Origin of the sequence: Spirillospora sp. NPDC049024 (assembly GCF_040649235.1) — a bacterium.
Classification (GTDB): domain Bacteria; phylum Actinomycetota; class Actinomycetes; order Streptosporangiales; family Streptosporangiaceae; genus Spirillospora.
Genome location: NZ_JBEZFD010000025.1, coordinates 56,159 through 75,455, shown reverse-complemented (window position 1 = coordinate 75,455; position 19,297 = coordinate 56,159). Strand labels below are relative to the sequence as shown.

General features: G+C 73.9%; 18 protein-coding genes. 8 read left to right on the top strand and 10 right to left on the bottom strand.

The features are described from left to right. Positions 1–232 precede the first annotated feature (232 nt). Together AB0C21_RS35405 and AB0C21_RS35400 are read left to right on the top strand one after the other, a co-directional pair. Positions 233–2,398 carry an elongation factor G-like protein EF-G2 gene (locus tag AB0C21_RS35405; protein ID WP_500210243.1) on the top strand — a complete coding sequence of 722 codons (2,166 nt, stop codon included), beginning with the start codon at positions 233–235 and terminating at the stop codon, positions 2,396–2,398. Positions 2,399–2,590: 192 nt separating this feature from the next. After that, positions 2,591–3,448: a polysaccharide deacetylase family protein gene (locus AB0C21_RS35400; RefSeq protein ID WP_500210242.1), complete on the top strand. Its 858-nt coding sequence runs from the start codon at positions 2,591–2,593 to the stop codon at positions 3,446–3,448. Positions 3,449–3,504: 56 nt separating this feature from the next. On the opposite strand, the gene AB0C21_RS35395 is transcribed toward AB0C21_RS35400, so the two are convergent. Further along, positions 3,505–4,134, bottom strand: a complete 630-nt coding sequence (locus AB0C21_RS35395; RefSeq protein ID WP_235037427.1) for an HIT family protein — start codon at positions 4,132–4,134, stop codon at positions 3,505–3,507. Between the two features lie 188 nt (positions 4,135–4,322). On the opposite strand from AB0C21_RS35395, the gene AB0C21_RS35390 reads away from it, so the two are divergent. Then, positions 4,323–4,991 carry an Asp23/Gls24 family envelope stress response protein gene (locus AB0C21_RS35390; protein WP_500210240.1) on the top strand — a complete coding sequence of 223 codons (669 nt, stop codon included), beginning with the start codon at positions 4,323–4,325 and terminating at the stop codon, positions 4,989–4,991. On the opposite strand, the gene AB0C21_RS35385 is transcribed toward AB0C21_RS35390, so the two are convergent. The 5 genes from AB0C21_RS35385 to AB0C21_RS35365 form a co-directional block, all read right to left on the bottom strand. After that, complete coding sequence (locus tag AB0C21_RS35385) at positions 4,973–5,581, bottom strand: hypothetical protein (RefSeq protein ID WP_500210238.1); 609 nt, start codon at positions 5,579–5,581, stop codon at positions 4,973–4,975. The two genes, AB0C21_RS35390 and AB0C21_RS35385, sit on opposite strands and share 19 nt — an antisense overlap. 106 nt (positions 5,582–5,687) lie before the next feature. Continuing rightward, entirely contained in the window at positions 5,688–7,673 is a 1,986-nt protein-coding gene (gene thrS / locus AB0C21_RS35380; protein WP_500210237.1) for a threonine--tRNA ligase, read from the bottom strand. A gap of 284 nt (positions 7,674–7,957) precedes the next feature. Further along, positions 7,958–9,421: a sugar porter family MFS transporter gene (locus AB0C21_RS35375; protein WP_500210236.1), complete on the bottom strand. Its 1,464-nt coding sequence runs from the start codon at positions 9,419–9,421 to the stop codon at positions 7,958–7,960. A gap of 48 nt (positions 9,422–9,469) precedes the next feature. After that, a complete protein-coding gene (locus AB0C21_RS35370; RefSeq protein ID WP_149264729.1) occupies positions 9,470–10,102 on the bottom strand; it encodes a class I SAM-dependent methyltransferase in 633 nt (210 codons plus the stop codon). Between the two features lie 60 nt (positions 10,103–10,162). Next, positions 10,163–10,666, bottom strand: a complete 504-nt coding sequence (locus tag AB0C21_RS35365) for a cysteine dioxygenase (RefSeq protein WP_500210234.1) — start codon at positions 10,664–10,666, stop codon at positions 10,163–10,165. 298 nt (positions 10,667–10,964) lie between these two features. On the opposite strand from AB0C21_RS35365, the gene AB0C21_RS35360 reads away from it, so the two are divergent. Further along, positions 10,965–12,215: a sensor histidine kinase gene (locus AB0C21_RS35360; RefSeq protein ID WP_500210232.1), complete on the top strand. Its 1,251-nt coding sequence runs from the start codon at positions 10,965–10,967 to the stop codon at positions 12,213–12,215. A gap of 39 nt (positions 12,216–12,254) precedes the next feature. Beyond that, positions 12,255–12,929 carry a response regulator gene (locus tag AB0C21_RS35355; RefSeq protein WP_141576397.1) on the top strand — a complete coding sequence of 225 codons (675 nt, stop codon included), beginning with the start codon at positions 12,255–12,257 and terminating at the stop codon, positions 12,927–12,929. A gap of 14 nt (positions 12,930–12,943) precedes the next feature. Here AB0C21_RS35355 and AB0C21_RS35350 read toward each other — a convergent pair whose 3' ends face one another. Continuing rightward, the gene (locus AB0C21_RS35350) at positions 12,944–13,900 is read right to left on the bottom strand and encodes a quinone oxidoreductase family protein (protein ID WP_500210230.1); all 957 of its coding nucleotides are present in this window, start codon (positions 13,898–13,900) and stop codon (positions 12,944–12,946) included. A 28-nt stretch (positions 13,901–13,928) separates the two neighbouring features. Beyond that, complete coding sequence (locus tag AB0C21_RS35345) at positions 13,929–14,675, bottom strand: SDR family oxidoreductase (RefSeq protein ID WP_500210228.1); 747 nt, start codon at positions 14,673–14,675, stop codon at positions 13,929–13,931. A 46-nt stretch (positions 14,676–14,721) separates the two neighbouring features. On the opposite strand from AB0C21_RS35345, the gene AB0C21_RS35340 reads away from it, so the two are divergent. Together AB0C21_RS35340 and AB0C21_RS35335 are read left to right on the top strand one after the other, a co-directional pair. Continuing rightward, positions 14,722–15,945, top strand: a complete 1,224-nt coding sequence (locus tag AB0C21_RS35340) for an acyl-CoA dehydrogenase family protein (protein WP_500210227.1) — start codon at positions 14,722–14,724, stop codon at positions 15,943–15,945. Beyond that, on the top strand, positions 15,942–16,607 hold the full coding sequence (locus tag AB0C21_RS35335) for a TetR/AcrR family transcriptional regulator (RefSeq protein ID WP_149264722.1): 666 nt from the start codon (positions 15,942–15,944) through the stop codon (positions 16,605–16,607). Before AB0C21_RS35340 ends, AB0C21_RS35335 begins: the two co-directional genes overlap by 4 nt. A gap of 7 nt (positions 16,608–16,614) precedes the next feature. Here AB0C21_RS35335 and AB0C21_RS35330 read toward each other — a convergent pair whose 3' ends face one another. After that, the gene (locus AB0C21_RS35330; RefSeq protein ID WP_500210226.1) at positions 16,615–17,634 is read right to left on the bottom strand and encodes an ROK family transcriptional regulator; all 1,020 of its coding nucleotides are present in this window, start codon (positions 17,632–17,634) and stop codon (positions 16,615–16,617) included. Between the two features lie 77 nt (positions 17,635–17,711). Between AB0C21_RS35330 and AB0C21_RS35325 the strand changes: the two genes are divergently transcribed. Further along, positions 17,712–18,896 (top strand): MFS transporter, encoded by a 1,185-nt coding sequence (locus AB0C21_RS35325; RefSeq protein ID WP_500210224.1) that lies wholly within the window; start codon positions 17,712–17,714, stop codon positions 18,894–18,896. Positions 18,897–18,985: 89 nt separating this feature from the next. Here AB0C21_RS35325 and AB0C21_RS35320 read toward each other — a convergent pair whose 3' ends face one another. Then, positions 18,986–19,189, bottom strand: coding sequence for a cold-shock protein (locus AB0C21_RS35320; RefSeq protein WP_067639228.1), 204 nt, complete (start codon positions 19,187–19,189; stop codon positions 18,986–18,988). Between the last annotated feature and the right edge of the window lie 108 nt (positions 19,190–19,297).

The window sequence follows — 19,297 nt, the reverse complement described above, 5'->3', positions numbered from 1 at the left end:
ACGCGGCCGGGCACGGGCCCGCCGCCGCCGCGGCCCGGACGGATCGCGGTTGTTTGCCGTTCACCCCTTGTGATCCCGGCCCGCAGGGGAAAGGCTGTTGGCACGGGTGTGACGCCGGTCACGCGCGATGAACGAGGTCGGACGCCGCACTCGGACGTCAGGGCCGGGCCCGCCGGGGCCGGGCCCCAGCCGCACGCGGGCCTCCGCGAGAGGCCCGTCCGAGGAGGTAGTCATGGCGGACAAGGGAGGCCACCCGGGAGCCCCCGGCAGGGCACCGGAGGCCGGCACGTGCGACAGGGTGCGCAACGTCGCGCTGGTCGGCCATTCAGGGGCCGGTAAGACCACGCTCGTCGAGGCGCTGCTCGCCGCCACGGGCGCGCTGCAGCGGGCGGGGAAGGTCGAGGACGGCACCACCGTCAGCGACTTCGACGAGGTCGAGGTGCGCCAGCAGCGCTCGGTCAACCTCGCGCTCGCGCCGCTGGTGCACGGCGACGTCAAGGTCAATCTCATCGACACCCCGGGCTACGCCGACTTCGTCGGGGACCTGCGGGCCGGGCTGCGCGCCGCCGACGCGGCGCTGTTCGTGATCTCCGCGGTGGACGGCATCGACGGGCTCACCCGGATGATCTGGGAGGAGTGCGCGGCGGTGCAGATGCCCCGCGCGGTCGTCATCACCAAGATCGACCAGCAGCGCGGCGACTACGACGACGTCGTCATGACCTGCCAGGACGTCTTCGGCGAGGGCGTCGCGCCGCTGTACTTCCCGGCCCAGGGCGACGACGGCCTCAAGGGCCTGATCGGGCTGCTGTCGCAGCGCTGCCTCGACTACTCGACCGGGAAGCGCACCGAGTGCGACCCCGACCCCCGCTACCTGGACCAGATCTCCGAGCAGCGCGCCTCGCTCATCGAGGGGATCATCCAGGAGAGCGAGGACGAGACCCTCATGGACCGGTACCTGTCCGGCGAGGAGATCGACGTCAAGGCGCTCATCGAGGACCTGGAGACCGCGGTGGCGCGCGGCAGCTTCTACCCCGTCCTCGCCACGTCGGTGCCGCACGGCGACCACCCCGGCCCGGTCGTCGGCATGATGGAGCTGCTGGAGGTCATCACCCAGGCGTTCCCGTCCCCCCTCGAACACGGCATCCCCCCGGTGACCCCGGTGGCGGGCGGGCCTCCGAAGGAGATCTCCTGCGATCCGGAGGGGCCGCTGGTCGCCGAGGTCGTCAAGACCACCTCCGACCCGTACGTCGGGCGGATCTCGCTGGTCCGCGTCTTCTCCGGGACGCTGCGCCCCGACACGACCGTGCACGTCTCCGGGCACGGCATGGAGGACCGCGGCCACGAGGACCACGACGTCGACGAGCGCGTCGGCGCGCTCACCTCGCCCCTGGGCAAGACGCAGCGCACCGTGTCGTCGTGCGGCGCGGGCGACATCTGCGCGGTGGCGAAGCTCAGCCGCGCCGAGACGGGCGACACGCTGTCCGACCCGGCGGCGCCCATGGTGATGGCGCCCTGGTCCATGCCGGACCCGCTGCTGCCCGTCGCCATCCGCGCGAAGTCCAAGGCCGACGAGGACAAGCTGAGCCAGGCGCTCGGCCGGCTCGTCGCCGAGGACCCGACGCTGCGGCTGGAGAACAACTCCGAGACCCGGCAGCTGGTGCTGTGGTGCATGGGCGAGGCCCACGCCGACGTGCTGATCGACCGGCTGCGCGCCCGCTACGGCGTCGAGGTCGAGCGGGTGGAGCTGCGCGTCCCGCTGCGCGAGACGTTCGGCGGGACGGCGAAGGGCCTCGGCCGGCACGTCAAGCAGAGCGGCGGGCACGGCCAGTACGGCATCTGCCACATCGACGTCGAGCCGCTGCCCTCCGGCGAGGGCTTCGAGTTCGTCGACAAGATCGTCGGCGGGGTCGTCCCGCGCCAGTTCATCCCGTCGGTCGAGAAGGGCGTCCGGCAGCAGATGGAGCGCGGCGTGTCCGCCGGATACCCGATGGTGGACATCAAGGTCACCCTGCACGACGGGAAGGCGCACTCGGTCGACTCCTCCGACATGGCGTTCCAGGCGGCCGGGGCGCTCGCGCTGAAGGACGCGGCGAGCCGGGTGCCGATCCTCCTGCTGGAGCCGGTCGACGAGGTGGACGTGCTGATCGCCGACGAGTACGTCGGCCCGATCATGTCCGACCTCACCTCCCGGCGCGGCCGGGTGCTGGGCTCCCAGGCGGTGCCGGGCGGCCGCACGATGATCAAGGCGGAGGTGCCGCAGCTGGAGATCGTCCGGTACGCGATCGACCTGCGCTCGATGTCGCAGGGCACCGGCACGTTCAGCCGATCCTTCCTGCGCTACGAACCGCTCCCGTCGCACCTCGCCGACAAGGTCGCCGCCGAGTCCAGGGACGGCTGACCGCGCCCCGCGGGGGCGGGGCCCGGCGCGCGCCGGGCCCCGCCCCGTCCCCTCCGCCGCGGTGACGGCCGGCGCCGCCGAATCGACCTGCGGGGGGAGCCCGGCTCATCCCGCAGGGTGACCCGCGATTCGGCCGGACGGCCGATGATCAGGGCGGGTCCGCGGTGCGATCGTGGTCTCACAATGAAAAACGTGGACGCCCCCCGGGATCCGGCCGCCCCCGGACGCCGGACGTTCATCAAGGGGCTGGGGCTGGCGGCCGCCGGAGCGGTCACACTGGGCGCCGGGGCGGAGGCCGTCGGCGCCGTGGTCGGCTCCGGGGGCCCGCCGTCGTCGGCGATGGCGGTCCCCATCGCCGGTCCGTGGCGCCCCGGCAGCGCACAAGTGGACGTGATCTGGGGCGTCGACACCGCCCAGAAGCTCGTCGCCCTCACCTTCGACGACGGGCCGATGCCGAACTGGACGCCCATGGTGCACGACATCCTGGACGCCGAGCGGGTCAAGGCGACGTTCTTCCTCGTCGGGGAGCGCCTCGTCCGCCACGCCCGGCTCGTGCACGGTCGGATGGAGCGGCACGAGGCCGGCAACCACACCTGGCAGCACAAGGACCTGTCGCGCCTGCCCGACGATCAGGCCCTGGAGCAGCTGCGGCGCGCCCACAACGCCATCACGCGGATCGTCGGCAGGGAGCCCCGGTTCCTGCGCCCGCCGTTCGGGCATCTGGGCGGCACCACGCTCAGCGCCGCGTGCCGGTTCGACTACGACATCGCGCTGTGGTCGATCAAGATGCTGGAGAAGACCTACGAGGACGAGCCGCCGGCGCTGGTGGACTACATCGTGGGCAACACCGGCCCCGGCGCGATCCTGCTCGCCCACGACACCGGCCACCACGACCGCCTGGTCGCGCTCCGCAACCTCGTCCCGATGATCCGGGGCCTGCGCGCCAAGGGCTTCGAGTTCGTCACGCTCTCGGAGCTGATGAGCGTCTCGCAGCCGCCGCCCCGCCCCGGTGGCGACGCGGGCCTGCGGCGGGCCGTGCCTCCCGCCTAGGGCGGCCGCGCCCAGGCCTCGTCCGTCCGAGCTCCGCCCGGTCGGCCGTCGTGCGGTCAGCCGTCGTGCGGCCAGGCGTCGGCGAGCATCTGGCGGGTGTCGCGCAGCAGCTGCGGCAGGACCTTCGTGTGCCCGACCACCGGCATGAAGTTGGTGTCGCCGCCCCAGCGCGGGACGACGTGCTGGTGCAGGTGGGCCGCGATGCCGGCGCCCGCGACGAGACCGAGGTTCATGCCGACGTTGAAGCCCTGCGCGCCGCTCGCCTTGCGCAGCGCCGTCAGGGCCCGCTGCGTGAAGACGGCCAACTCCGTGTACTCCGGCTCCTCCAGGTCGGCGTAGTCGGCGACGTGCCGGTACGGGACGACCATCAGGTGACCGGAGTTGTAGGGGTAGAGGTTCAGCACCGTGAACACCGACTCCCCGCGGGCCACGACGAGCCCCTCCTCGTCGGTCATCTTCGGGATCTCGCAGAAGGGGCAGCCGTCGCCGGCTCCCCCGCCTGTGGGCTTGTTCTCGCCCTTGATGTAGGCCATCCGGTGCGGGGTCCAGAGCCGCTGGAAGTTGTCGGGCGTGCCCGCGCCGCCCCTCTCCTCCTCGAAGCGGGGCGTGCGCTCGTTCCCGGCGCCGGCACCGGGCGCGTCCTCGCGCCCCTGCTGCACCACGGACTCCTCCGGCTCTGGGCTCAAGGCGGCGGTCTCCTTTTGTTCACGGCCTGACCAGCAGCATAGAGAGAGACGCCCCGGGGGCTGTAGCCGGGATCCCCTAGCATGGCCCGTCGGCGGGTCTTCGGACGCGCCCGCGATCCGGTGCCTGCGTGACGTCCCGCGCGTCGCTCCGACACCATGGTCACCCGACCGACCCCCAGGGAGCGATCATGACCGGGCTCGACAAGCACCGCACCGGGAACGCCGAGCAGGGGCAGGAGGCCGGCCCCGGACCGCGGTTCCCCGGGGTGCCCGCCGGCCGCCCGGAGACCGAGCCGCCGCCCGCGACGCCCCCGCACGCCCAGCAGCCCCCCGGCATGCCGCCGCACGGCGCGCCGTCACAGGGGGTGTCTTCACAGGGGGTGCCTCCACAGGGGACGCAGCAGGTGACCCAGCCGGGGACACCGCTGTCGGCTCCTCCCCCGGCCGCGGCGCGGCAGTCGGTCCCGCCGCCGCGGGGCGTCCAGTCCTCGGGGCCGAACGCGGTGCCGATGACGCTGCACGGCTCGCCCGGCGACCTCAGCGCGCCGGTGGAGGGCCGCATCACGATCGGGAACGCGGTCATCGGGAAGATCGCCGCGTTCGCGGCGCTGGAGGTGGACGGCGTCGCCGGCCTCACCGTCCGGGAGGAGCCCGCCGCGACCGGGGTGCGCGTCGTCCAGAACGACGACGAGGTCACCCTCGACGTCGCCATCGCCGTCGAGTACGGCACCGTGATCAGGGACGTGGCGACCCTGGTGAAGGCGAACGTGGCGCGGGTGGCGGCGATGATGCTGGGCACGCGGGTCGCCGCCGTGAACGTGTCGGTCGAGGACGTCCGTCAGGCGGCGCGGGCGTAGCAGTTCTGCATACCGCCGCCCACCGAGATCGTGGTCACCTTCACGCGCTCGACGAGTTGCGGCATGACGCCCGTGAAGTGGAAGGTCTGCGACCCGCCGCTCCGCATGGTGGTCTGCTGGGCCCTGGGCTCCTGCCCCCGCAGCGACAGCTCCGCCCGGATCGCGCCGCCGGCGGAGACCGCGATGACGACGTCCACGCCCGTCGGGGCGGCCCTGTAGTACGCCGTCCCCTTGGGGCAGGCGCCGATACCGCCGGCCGAGCCGTTCTGGGGCGGGATCTGCGGACCGCCGCCCTGGCCGCCGGACCCGCCGCCCCCGCCGCTCGGGTAGGGCTGGCCGCCGCCGGTCTGCTGCGGAGCGGGGTTGGTCGGGGTCGCCGGGAGGCCGCCGCCTCCGGGAACGCCCGTCTGCCCGCCCGGCGCGGACGGGCCCGCCGTCCCCCCGGCACCGGCGGCGCCCTTCTGGCCGTCGTCCATCAGCGGCATGAGGAGCACGACGACCGCGGCGGCGACGAGCGCGAGGGTGCCGGTGTAGCCGGCCATCCGGAGCCAGAGCGAGCGCCCGCGCCGCGCCGGCCTCCTGGACTTCATCTCCGCTGTCTCCCCGGTCGTCGCACGTGATCGATGAGGCTACCAACTCCGGGCGCGCGCCACCCGCGGGTCGCGCCCGCGCGCGGCGGGCGCGCCCCGGGCCGGCTCAGATCTGCGCGCGGGACCGCACGGCCTCGACGATCTCCTCGACCGCCTCGTCGATCGGGACGCCGTTCTTCTGCTCCCCGTTGCGGTACCGGAACGACACGGCGTCCTTGGCCACGTCGTCGTCGCCCGCGAGCAGCATGTACGGGACCTTCTGCTTCTGCGCGTTGCGGATCTTCTTCTGCATCCGGTCGGAGGACGCGTCCACCTCGACGCGCAGGCCGTGCTCGCGCAGCCGCGCCGCCACCTTCTCCAGATGCGGGACGTGGGCGTCGCCGATCGGGATGCCGACCGCCTGGACCGGCGCCAGCCACGGCGGCATCGCGCCCGCGTAGTGCTCCAGCAGCACGCCGAAGAACCGCTCGATCGACCCGAACAGCGCCCGGTGCAGCATCATGGGGCGCTGCCGGGTGCCGTCGGCCGCCTGGTACTCCAGGCCGAACCGCTCGGGCTGGTTGGGGTCGACCTGGATGGTGGACAGCTGCCAGGTGCGCCCGATCGCGTCCTTGGCCTGCACCGAGATCTTGGGGCCGTAGAACGCCGCGCCGCCCGGGTCGGGGACGAGGTCGAGCCCGGTGGCCTCGGCGGCCTCGCGGAGCGCGGCGGTGGCCTTCTCCCACATCTCGTCCGAGCCGATGAACTTGTCGGACTCGTCGCGGGTGGACAGCTCGAGGTAGAACTCGTTCAGGCCGTAGTCGCGCAGCAGCCCGAGGACGAAGTCGAGGAGCCGCTTGATCTCCTCGCCCATCTGGTCCTCGGTGCAGTAGATGTGCGCGTCGTCCTGGGTCATGCCCCGCACGCGGGTGAGGCCGTGCACGACGCCCGACTTCTCGTACCGGTACACCGACCCGAACTCGAACAGCCGCAGCGGCAGCTCCCGGTAGGACCGGCCGCGCGCCCGGAAGATCAGGTTGTGCATCGGGCAGTTCATCGGCTTGAGGTAGTAGTCGCCCCCGTCGATCTCCATGGCCGGGAACATGTCGTCCTTGTACCAGCCGAGGTGCCCGGAGGTCTCGAACAGATGGCCCTTGGTGATGTGGGGGGTGTTGACGAACTCGTACCCTTCCTCCTCGTGCCGCCGGCGGGAGTAGTCCTCCATCACCTTGCGGACGGCGCCGCCCTTCGGGTGGAAGACGGCGAGGCCGCTGCCGATCTCGTTCGGGAAGGAGAACAGGTCGAGCTCGGCGCCGAGCCTGCGGTGATCGCGCTTCTCGGCCTCCTCCAGGAACCTCAGGTACTCGTCCTGCTTCTCGCGGGACTCCCAGGCGGTGCCGTAGATCCGCTGGAGCTGCGGGTTCTTCTCGCTGCCGCGCCAGTAGGCGCCGCCCGAGCGCATCAGCTTGAACGCGGGGATGACCCGGGTGGACGGCACGTGCGGGCCGCGGCACAGGTCCTTCCAGCGCAGCTCGCCGGACTTGGCGTCGAGGTTGTCGTAGATGGTCAGCTCGCCGCCGCCCACCTCGACCTCGGCGCCGTCGGCGGCGTCCCCGACCGGGCCGGAGCCCTTCAGGCCGATCAGCTCCAGCTTGTAGGGCTCGGCGGCCAGCTCGGCGCGCGCGTCCTCGTCGGAGACGGGACGTCGGGAGAACCGCTGCCCCTGCTTGACGATCTCGCGCATCCGCTTCTCGACGCGCTTGAGGTCGTCGGGGGTGAACGGCTCGGGGACGTCGAAGTCGTAGTAGAAGCCGTTCTCCACCGGCGGGCCGATGCCCAGCTTCGCCTCGGGGAACAGCTCCTGGACGGCCTGCGCCATCACGTGCGCGGCGGAGTGCCGCATGATCGCCCGGCCGTCGTCGGAGCCGATCTCGACCGGCTCGACGGCGTCGCCGTCGCGCAGCTCGCCGGCGAGGTCGCGCAGCTCGCCGTTGACGCGGGCGGCGATCACGGTCCGGCCGTCGGCCTCAAGTGCCTGCCCCGCGGTGGTGCCCGCCGGCACCGCCCGCTCGCTCCCGTCGAGGGTGATGCGCAGCTCAGACACGGTGGACACGGGTACTCCTCGCGATGGTGGTTCGGGGTCAGCGGGTTTCGATGCTATCGACTCGGGGTGTCCCCCGGACGCATCCGGCTCCATCGGCCGCTCCTCTCGGTCGGCGGAGGGCCCGTGGCGTCCCCGGACAGCGGAAGGGCCCCGGGGATCGCTCCCGGGGCCCTTCCGCGTGCAATGTCAGGACATGCCGCCGTCGCGCCGGGAGTGGCCCGGCGTCGTCGTCTCTGCGAACGCGTACGGCATGACACCACTGTAACCGATGGGCGGGCGCGGGGCCCGGCCCTTTACGCGCGGGCCCCCCTCGGGGCGGCGAGGTCGTCCATCTCCTCCAGTTCGCGTCCCTTGGTCTCGGGGACGGCGCGGAGCACGAACACGAACGCCAGGATCGAGAACAGCGTGTAGATGCCGTAGGCCAGGCCGAGGGAGAAGCCGGAGATGCCGGGGAACGTCGTCGTGACGACCCAGTTGGCGAGCCACTGGGCGGCGGCGGCGACGGCCAGCGCGGACGCGCGGATGAAGTTGTTGAACATCTCGCCGAGCATCACCCACACGACGGGCCCCCACGTCGCGGCGAAGGAGGCGACGAACACGTTGGCCGCGACGAGCGCCACGGGCCCGGCGGCGCCGCCGAGGTGCGGCTCGCCGTCCACCACGGGGGCGGTCGCGAAGCAGGCGGTGAGGGTGCCGAGGGAGACCGCCATGCCGGCGGCTCCGGTCAGCAGCAGCGGGCGCCGCCCGACCCGGTCGACGAGCGCGATCGCGACCAGCGTGAAGGCGACGTTGACCACCGAGTTGATCACCGAGGTGAGCATCGCGTCGTTCTCGGAGAACCCGACCGCCTGCCACAGCGACGAGGAGTAGTAGAAGATCACGTTGATGCCGACGAACTGCTGGAACACCGACAGCAGGATCCCGGCCCAGACGATCGGCAGCAGCCCCAGCCGGCTCCCGCGCAGGTCACGCAGCCGGACGGGCCGGTCCGCGGCGATGGACCGCACGATCTCGGTGATCTTCACGTCCACGTCGCCGCGGCCCATCACGCGCCGCAGCACCTGCCGGGCGCGGGCCGTCTCGTGCTTCTTGACCAGGTAGCGAGGCGACTCGGGGATGGTGGTGGCGATCACGCCGTACATCACGGCCGGGACGACGGCGCTGGCGAACATCCACCGCCACGCGCCCCCGCCCCACGGGAACGTCCCGGTCGCCCCGCCGTCGGACACCCGCGCGATGGCGTAGTCGGCGACGAGGGCGGCGAAGATGCCGAGCACGATCGCCATCTGCTGCAGGGACCCGAGCCGGCCGCGCAGCTCGGCCGGGGCGATCTCGGCGATGTAGGCGGGCGCGATCACCGATGCGGCGCCGATGGCGAGGCCGCCGACCAGCCGCCAGGCGGTGAGGTCGACCGCGCTGAAGGCCAGCGCGGAGCCGAGCGAGCTGACCACGAACAGCCCGGAGGCGATGAGCATCACCCGCACCCGGCCGATCCGGTCGCTCAGCGGGCCGGCGAACCAGGCGCCCGCCGCGCAGCCGAGCAGCGCGGCGGACACGACGAAGCCGACCGCGAAGCCGCCCAGGCCGAACTCCTGCTTGAGGGCGTCGACCGTCCCGTTGATCACGGAGGAGTCGTAGCCGAAGAGGAACCCGCCGAGGGCGGCGGCACCCGCCAGCAGCGCCGCCACCGCGGCGGTATGGGACGGCCCGTCCTGGAGCCGCTCGTCCACCTGTTCCGGTTCGCTCCCTGCGGTCATGGAGCCCGATCTTCCCCGGGAGCCGGACCTTATGCGGGTGATGTCCGGTCAGTCCCGGACGGCGGTCCCGATGACGTGCGGGGAGGCCGGGTTGGCCCGGCCCTGCTCCGGGAACTCGAACCGGCGCTCCTCCCGCACGGTGAACCCGCTGCCGGCGATCCACTCGTCCGTCGGGCGGGAGACGTGGCATCCGGCGGCGAAGAACGGCCACAGCAGGTCGGCGTAGCGCTGGAAGCGCACCTTGCCGGGGGCGGCGCCCCGCACGTGCTCGTAGTAGCGCAGCTCGCCGCCCGGCTTGAGGACGCGCCGCAGCTCGGCCAGCGCGCGGACGGGGTCGCGGACCGAGCACAGCACGAGCGAGGCCACGGCCACGTCGAAGGACGCGTCGTCGAGGTCGAGGTCCTCGGCGAGGCCGGGGCGCACCGTGACCGGGACCGGCGCGCGGTCCGCCGCGTGGCCGGCCTTCGCGCGCAGCCGCGGCTCGGGCTCGATGGCGACGACCTCGGTGACCTCGGGCGGGTAGTGGGCGAAGTTGGCCCCGTACCCGGCGCCCACCTCCACCACGCGGCCGGACGCCCCGGCGAGGAGCTCGGCCCGGAGCGCGTCGCCGCCCGCCTTGGCGCAGCCGGCGTCCAGCCGCGGGTAGAGCCGGGCGAAAATGGGATGACTCAGGTCGGTCATTCCCGCAGTGTCCGCCGCCCCGGCGATCACCGCAAGATCGCGGCTCCCGGCGGCCCGGGCTCACCAGTCGGCGGCGGACTCGTCGGCGAGCCGGACGAGGCCGCCGCCCGCGTCCACGTCGTACCGGCGCATGGCGGTGAGCGGCGGCGAGTAGACGTGGACGCTCACGGCGGGGGCGTCGGAGGCGTTGCGCACGTCGTGGACGTAGCCGGGGCCGAAGGAGCGGGCCTGCCCGGCGCCGACGCCGTGCACGGCTCCGACCCGGCGCGCGGCGCCGGCGCGCTGCTCCTCCAGGGCTCCGAGGGCCACCGCGAACGCGCCCGCGGAGCCGCCGTGGTCGTGGAACCCGGTGGACTGGCCGGGCAGCCAGCTGATCAGCCATATCTCGTGGTCGGCGTCCTGGTGGACGCGCTCGTACCAGCGCCCCTGCGGGTCGAGGCGGACCCGGTGCAGCCACTCCCCCGGCTCGGTCGCGAGCCCGCGCGCCCGCTCGGCGAGGCGCCGCGGCGTGAAGGGGGCGCCCGCGGTCGCGGGCACGGTGAGGCCGGTCGTGGTGACGGTCATGTCGGGCGTTCTCCTAGCGGTGTGCTGCCGTTCGTCGTCGCGTTCAGCGGGGCGGGCGGCGACACAGCGCGCCGGCCTGGCGGCGCAGGTCGACGTGCAGGCGCTGGTGGCGGAGTCCGGAGATCGACACGGGACCAGCGTGGCGCAGATTCCCTATAAAGTCAATCGGAAATAGCTGTTTGGCGCCCTCCCGAACCGTCCCGGGAGCCCTGCCAGGGCTGATACCCAGGGGCCGGATCGGATCTCCCTCCCCGGAGGCAGGCCGCCGGGGGCCCGGGCGTTCTAGGCTCGCACCCAAATGAACGATCCAGACCGCCACGCACCGGGCCGCACCCGGCTCGCCGCCGGCGTCCGCGCCGCCCTCGTGCCCGGCCAGGACGAGCCGGCCGTCACGCTGCTGCCCGCCCACCCCGCGCTGCGCATCCCGATCCTGGCCGTCCTGGTCGCGCTGACCATCGGCTTCACCGCCGGCTCCATCGCCATCTCCATCACGCAGTACCGCGTCGACGCGGAGCTGGCCTGGCCCCTCGGCGTGCTCCAGGCGGCGCCCCTGGTGTTCGCGGCCCGCTGGCCGCTCGCCGCCTGGCGCGTCGCGGCGACCGGCCTGCTGCTCACGGTCTTCGTCCGGCACGGCGAGGGTTTCATGCCGTGGCCGGTGACGGCGATCCTCGCCCTGGTCGTCATCCTGTTCTTCACCGGGGTCGGCGCCGCGCGGCAGACCACCGTCGGGGTGGGCGCGGTCACCATCGCCGGCGTGCTCGCGCCCGCCGTGCTGTTCGGCATGCCCGGCTGGTTCGGCATGATCCTCGCCGGGATCGCCGCGGTCGCGCTGACGTTCGGCGACGCGGTCGGCGGGCGGCACTCGGCCGTGGAGGAGCTGCGCCTGCGCGAGGAGCAGCACCGGCGCGACCTCGCCCGGCAGGCGGTGCTGGAGGAGCGGGCCCGCATCGCCCGCGAGCTGCACGACGTCGTCGCCCACCACATGTCGGTGATCGCGATGCAGGCGGAGGCCGCCCCGTTCAAGATCCCCGACCTGCCGGACGCCGCGCGGCAGACGTTCGGGGTCGTCCGGGACGCGGCCCGCGAGGCCCTCACCGAGACGCGCCGGGTCGTCGGGCTGCTGCGCGCCGACGACGAGAGCGCCGAGCGCGCCCCGCAGCCCGGCCTGGAGCGGCTGGACGACCTGGTCGGCGCGGCTCGCCGCTCCGGCCTCGCCGTCGCGACGGCCGTCGTCGGCATGCCGCGGCCGCTGGACGCCGGGGTCGACCTGTCGGCGTACCGGATCGTGCAGGAGTCGCTGAGCAACGCCTCCAGGTACGCGCCGGGCTCCCGGGTGCACGTCGAGGTGCGGTACGGGACCGGCACGCTGGTGGTGTCGATCACCGATGACGGCGCCCGCAGCACGCCGGAGGAGTCGCAGGGCGGCGGCCACGGCCTGGTCGGCATGCGCGAGCGCGTCGCGATGCTCGGCGGCAGCATCGAGGCGGGCCCCCGCGACGACGCCGGCTGGTCGGTCGTCGCCGAACTGCCCTACGGCGATCCGGACTAGTCCCGATCGCGCCGATCACTCGACCCGTAGGGTTGTGCCGTGACGATTCGTGTGCTGATCGCCGACGACCAGGTGATGATCCGCGACGGGCTCGCGGCGCTGCTGTCCTCCGATCCGGGGATCGAGGTGATCGGCCAGGCGGGCAACGGCCGCGAGGCGGTGGAGATGGCCCGCCGGCTGGACCCGGACGTGGTCGTCATGGACATCCGGATGCCGGAGATGGACGGCCTGGCCGCCACCGCCGAGCTGGCCGGCGCCCCCGATCCGGACGCCGACCCGGCCGGCGCGCGGCCCAAGGTGCTCATGCTCACGACGTTCGACCTGGACGAGTACGTCTACGAGGCGCTCGGCGCGGGGGCCAGCGGGTTCCTGCTGAAGGACGCCTCGGCGGCCGACCTGGTGAACGGCGTGCGGGTCGTGGCGGCGGGCGACGCGCTGCTCGCCCCGTCCATCACCCGCCGGCTGATCGGCGACTTCGCGCGCCGGCGCCGGCACCAGCGGCCGAGCCCGAAGGCGACCGCGGGGCTGACGCCGCGCGAGCTGGACGTCCTGCGCCTCATGGCGCGCGGCCTGTCCAACGCCGAGATCGCCGCCGAGCTGGTGCTGGCCGAGCAGACGGTCAAGACGCACGTCGGGCACGTGCTGACCAAGCTCGGGCTGCGCGACCGCACCCAGGCCGTCGTCTACGCCTACGAGAACGGGCTCGTCGGCTAGCCCGAGCCGGGGGCTCAGCGCGACGGGTCGATGACGAGCTTGCCGGTGGTGCGGCGCGCGCGCAGGTCCTCGTGGGCCCGCCGCGCCTCGGTCAGCCCGTACTCGCCGCCGGCGACGACGCGGAGCCCGCCCTGCGCGGCGAGGCCGAACAGCTCGTCCAGCGCCCGGCGCATCACGTTGCCGGGGAGCTGGAAGACGTGCGCCAGCCACATGCCGGAGATCGTGGTGGAGTGCGACATGAGGGTGGCGGGCCGGACGGGCGACGGCTCGGTGCGCGACGCCATGCCGTAGAAGGCGAGGCGGCCGAACGGGGCCAGGGCGCGCAGGCTCTGGTCGGTCACCGTCCCGCCGGTCATCTCCAGGACGGTGTCGACGCGCCTGCCCTCGTTGGCGTCGATCAGCGCCCGGGTGAGGTCGGGCACGTTCGGGTCGATCGCGACATCGGCCCCGAGGTCGAGGGCGAGGTCGCGCTTCTCCTTGGAGGAGGCGGTGGCGATGACCCGCCCGGCGCCCCAGGCCTTGGCGAGCTGCACGGCGATCGTGCCGACCCCGCCGGCGGCGGCGTGCACGACGACGGACTCGCCGGGCTCCAGGTGGACGCTGCGGCGCAGCAGCACCCACGCCGACGCCCCCTGGACGATCATGCCGAGGGCCGTGAGGTCGTCGATGGCGTCCGGGACGTCCCAGGCCAGCGCCTCGGGGGCGACGGCCTTCTCGGCGTAGCCGCCGGTGCCGACGAGCGCGACGACGCGGCGGCCGTCCGGGGTCGTCCCGACGACCTCGCCGCCCGGCACCATCGGCAGCGTGGACTCCGACAGGTAGCTGTTCTCGGCCTGGTGGGTGTCGGCGTAGTTCACGCCGGCCCGGGAGACGTCGATGAGCAGGTGCCCCGGCCCGGCGACGGGGTCGGGGAGCTCGGTGACGGTCAGGACCTCCGGTCCGCCGAACTCGGTGATCTGGATCGCGCGCATGACTCTCCTCTCGGAAGCTCTCGGACGCTCAGCGGGGGCCGGGGACGCCGCGGAACCGGAACGGCTCGGACGGGCGGCCCGGCACCACGTACCAGGCCTCGCCCGCGCCGTCCGCGTCCAGGATCCGCATGAACGCCTCGACGACGTCCCCCACGTCCAGGATCGGGAAGCCGGCCTCCTGGAGCTGCCCCTTCATGGGGGTCAGGATGTCTGTGTCGGCGAAGGAGGGGCACAGCGCGTTCACGCGGATGCCCTCCTCGGCGAACGTCGGGCCGAGGGCGCGGACCAGCCCGACCACGGCCGCCTTGTTGGCGCCGTAGACCGGGTCGAACGGCGTCGCGGTGAGCGCCGCCATGCTCGCGGTGGCGATGATGTCGCCGCCGCCCCGGGCGCGCAGCGCGGGCAGCGCGGCGTGCGCGCCGAACACGACGCCGTCGAGGTTGATCCCCATGGCCCGCCGGTACGCGGCGAGGTCGAAGTCGTCGCCGACGCCCCCGCCGCCAGCGACCCCGGCGTTGAGAAACGCCACGTCCAGGCCCCCGAAGCGGTCGACGGCGGCCGCGACGGCGGCCTCGCTGTCGGCGGGCTCGCGCACGTCGCAGCGGACGAACGCGCCGTCCAGCTCCTTGGCGAGGGCGTCCCCGGCCTCCGCGTCGACGTCGGCGAGCACGACGCGCGCGCCCTCGCGTGCGAGGCGGCGCGCCACCGCGGCGCCGATGCCGTTGGATCCGCCTGTGATCAGCGCGACCTTGCCGGTGCCGTCGAAGGGTGCCATGGGGGACTCCTCCCGAAGTAACTGACTCGTCAGTTACTCTAGCGGAATGGACTTCGGTTTGAGCGAGCGGGCCCGGGACCACCTCGGCCGCCTCCAGGACTTCATGGACTCCCACGTCTACCCGGCCGAGCCGGTCTACGCGGCGCAGCGGGCGGAGCTGCGCGCGGCGGGCCGCGAGCACCACGTCCCCCAGATCGTGGAGGACCTCAAGGTGGAGGCGCGCAAGCGCGGCCTCTGGAACCTGTTCCTTCCCGACAGCGAGGACCCCGCGCACGGCCTCTCGGTCACCGACTACGCCTCCCTCGCCGAGGTGACGGGCCGCTCCCCCAACCTGGCGCCCGAGGCGACCAACTGCGCCGCCCCCGACACCGGCAACATGGAGGTCCTGCACCTGTTCGGGACGCCCGAGCAGAAGGAGCGGTGGCTCGTCCCGCTGCTGAACGGGGAGATCCGCAGCGCGTTCGCGATGACCGAGCCGGACGTGGCGAGCTCGGACGCCACCAACATCTCCACCCGCATCGAGCGGGACGGCGACCACTACGTCATCAACGGCCGCAAGTGGTGGATCAGCGGCGCCGCCGACCCGCGCTGCAAGATCATGATCGTGATGGGCAAGACGGACCCGGAGGGCCACCCGTACCGGCAGCAGTCGATGGTGCTCGTGCCGCTCGACGCGCCCGGAGTGGAGGTCGTCCGGCCGCTGCCCGTGTTCGGCTACCAGGACCAGCACGGCCACTGCGAGATCACCTTCACCGACGTCCGCGTCCCGGTGGAGAACCTGGTCGGTGAGGAGGGCGGCGGCTTCGCCATCGCGCAGGCCCGCCTCGGCCCCGGCCGCATCCACCACTGCATGCGCGCGATCGGGATGGCCGAGCGGGCGCTGGAGCTGATGTGCGAGCGCGCGGTGTCGCGCGTGGCCTTCGGCGGGCCGCTGGCCAAGCAGGGCGTGGTGCGCCAGCAGATCGCCGAGTCGCGGATGGCCATCGAGCAGGTGCGGCTGCTCACCCTCAAGACCGCCTGGCTGATCGACAAGCAGGGCGTGCAGGCCGCCCGGTCCGAGGTCGCGGCGATCAAGGTGATCGCCCCGCGCGTCGCGCTGGACGTGGTCGACAGGGCGATCCAGGTGCACGGCGGCGCCGGCGTCAGCGACGACACCCCGCTCGCGGCGATGTGGGCCGGGCTCCGCACGCTGCGCCTCGCGGACGGCCCGGACGAGGTCCACGTGCGCTCCGTGGCCCGCGCCGAGCTCGGCGGGTACCTCGGCACATGACGAACGGCACGGGGGAGGCGGCGCCGGGCGCGCGGCGGCGCATGCCGCACGCCCGGCGCCGCGAGCAGCTGCTGCAGGTCGCGCTCGCGGAGTTCGGCCGGCGCGGCTACCACCTGACCCAGATGGAGCACGTGGCGGCCGCGGCGCAGGTCTCCAAGGCGCTGCTGTACCAGCACTTCACCTCCAAGGAGGAGCTGTTCGCCGAGATCACCGAGGTGATCGTCGCCGAGCTCACCGGCAGGCTGAACCGGGCCGTGCTCGCGGCGCACGGCTCGGCCGACGGCATCCGGGCGATGATCCGGGTGCTGTTCGACTACGCCACCGAGGAGCCGGACGCGTGGGCGCTCGTGGTCCGGCACCTCGACAAGCCCGAGGTGGGGCTGGAGCTGCGGGAGCTGCGCGACCGCCTCGGCACCGCGTTCGCCGACCTGCTGCTGCGCCGCCGCCGCGCCGACCCGGCGCTGTCGCCGGCCGCGCTCGCGGTGAACGAGCGGCGGGCGCGGCTGCTCGTCCCGCTGATGTACGGGTCGATGCTGTCGATGGTGTCGTGGTGGCTGGAGCATCCCGACACGCCGCGCGAGCGCGCCGAGCAGATGGCCGTGGAGTTCATCTGGCTCGGCCTCGACCGGCTCCGGGCGGGCGAGCGCCTGCCGAAGGCGTGAGGCGCCCCTAGCCGAAGACGTCGTCGCGGACGAGGTCGAGGGCGGTCAGGACCGCGCCCCGCAGCACGGCGTCGCCCTCGACGCGGCTCGCCCGCACCTCGGTGGCGGCCGGGCTGAGGACGCCCAGGTGCCCGGCGACCAGCTCCGCGAGCCGGTCGCCGCCGGCGCGGCCGAACGCCCCGCCGAGCACGACGAGCCCCGGGTCCAGGACGGCGACGAGCACGAACACCGCCTCGGTGATGCGCGCGGCGACCGCCTCGTCGCCGAGGCCCGCCACGGCCGCCGGGTCGAGCAGGCTGCAGAACTCCGTGCCGCCGAACTTCAGCAGGCCCACCTCGCCGGCGCCGCCGGAGGCGCCGCGCCGCAGCCGCCCGTCCAGGACGAGCGCCCCGCCGACGCCGTCGTCCAGCCAGAGCAGCGCGAAGTCGTCGCGGCCGGCCGCGGCGCCCTCCCGGTGCTCGGCGACGGCGCCCAGGTTGACCTCGTTCTCCACGAGCACCGGCGCGCCGAGCCGGTCGCGGAGCGCCTCCCCGAGGTCGGGCCTGCCGCCGGGGACGTGGTCGCCGGTGGCGCGCCCGGTGCGCGGATGGATCAGTCCGGGGGTGCCGAGCACCACCGTGTGCAGCGTGCGGCCTTCCGCCGCCTCGGCCACGGCTCCGGCGACGACCGCGGTGAGGTCGGGGGACGGCGGCAGCGGCCGGGACGCCGCCCCCACCGGGTTCCCCGCGATGTCGGCGACGCCGACGTGCACGGCGTCGCGGCGCAGGTCGACCCCGGCGATGTGCGCGCGGTCGGCGACCAGCCCGTAGAGGCGGGCGTTCGGGCCCCGCCGGTCGGCGCCGGCCTCCCCCGCCACCTCGATCAGGCCGCCGGCGCGCAGCCGCTCGATCAGGTCGGACACCGTCGGGCGCGACAGCCCGGTCAGCGTCCGCAGCTGCGGCGCGGTCAGCGGCCCGCGCTCCAGCAGCAGGTCGAGCGCCAGCCGGTCGTTGATCGCGCGGGCCATCGTCGGGTCGGCGGTCTTCACGCCCCCATGCTAGTAGGCAGGGAGCCTACCTGATTTTCTCTTTTCATCAGGAAGGCTGCCTGTTAGTTTTTGGGACCATGAGGTCTCCCCACCGCGCCATCGCGGTCGTCTTCGTCCTGCACGGCGCCGTCGCCGGCTCCCTCGCCACCCGCATCCCCTGGATCCAGGACCGGCTCGACCTGTCCCCCGGCGTCCTCGGCCTGGCGCTCCTCTGCCCGTCCGTCGGCGCGTTCGTCGGCATGCCGACCGCGAGCCGCGTCGCGCACCGGATCGGCGAGCGCCGCGCCACCCGCCTGCTGATCGCGGCCTGGTGCGCCGCCGTGGCGCTCCCCGCCCTCGCCCCGGCGCCCGCCTTCCTGTTCGCGGCGATGCTGCTGTTCGGGACCGCCGCCGGCATGTCCGACGTGGTGATGAACGCGCACGCGGTGTCGGTGGAGCGGCACCTGGGGCGGCCGATCATGTCCGGGCTGCACGGCCTGTGGTGCGTCGGCAGCCTCGTCGCGGGCGGCGCCGGCATCCTGGCCGCGCACGCGGGGATCGACGCCCGGCTGCATCTCGGGCTGGTCGCCGCCGTGCTCGTGGCGGCGGGCGTGCCCGCGGGGCGCGGGCTGCTGGACGTCCGCCCGGACCCCGGCGCTCCGGCGCCGCGCCGGTTCGCCCTGCCGACCCGGGCCGTCCTCGCCATCGGCGTCGTCGGCTTCTGCGCCATGTTCGCCGAGGGCGCGAGCACCGACTGGACCGCGGTCTACCTGACGGAGGTGGCGGGCGCCGGCCCCGGGCTGGCCGCCGCCGGCTACACGGTCTTCGTCGCGTGCATGGCGGGCACCCGGCTCCTCGGCGACCGGCTGGTGCGGCGGCTCGGCCCGGTCCGGGTGGTCCGCTGCGCCGGCGTGGTGGCGGTCCTCGGCGGCGCGGCGGTCACGGCGTCCCGCGCGCCCTGGCCGGCCGTCGGGGGCTTCGCGCTGCTCGGCATCGGCGTGGCGACGGTCGTGCCGCTCGTCTTCACGGCGGCGGGCTCCGCCGGCGCCACCCCCGGGGAGGGCGTGGCGGGCGTCGCGACGATCACCTACCTGTCCGGGCTGACCGCGCCCGCCGTCACCGGCTGGACGGCCGGGGCGCTGTCCTACCCGGCCGCGTTCGGGATGATCACGTGCGTGGTCGCGGTGATGACCGTGTCGGCCGGCGCGCTGGCCCCGCGCGGCGGCGCCGACGCACGGCCCCCGGCGGAGCCCGCCGAACACGCCGGGTCGGCGCTGCCCTAGGGCGGAGCCGGCCGCGCACTGCCGCCGGGCATGCGAAAGGCCGGGGACACGCGGAGCGTCCCCGGCCTCATCTGAGATCCGGCAGGACCTTAGAGCGGGTAGACGCCCTCGGCCTGCGGGCCCTTCTGGCCCTGGGTGATCTCGAACCCGACGCGCTGGTTCTCGTCGAGGCTGCGGTAGCCGTTGGTGGTGATCGCCGAGTAGTGGACGAACACGTCGGGGCCGCCGCCGTCAGGCGCGATGAACCCGAAGCCCTTCTCAGCGTTGAACCACTTCACGGTGCCTTCGGCCATGGTCTTTCCCTTCCGGGTAAAACGTCTCCGGTCCGCCGGTCGGCGGCCCGGGCTGCAAGCGGACTCACTCACGCCCGCCGGTCACCCGGAGAAAACGCTTCGAGACTG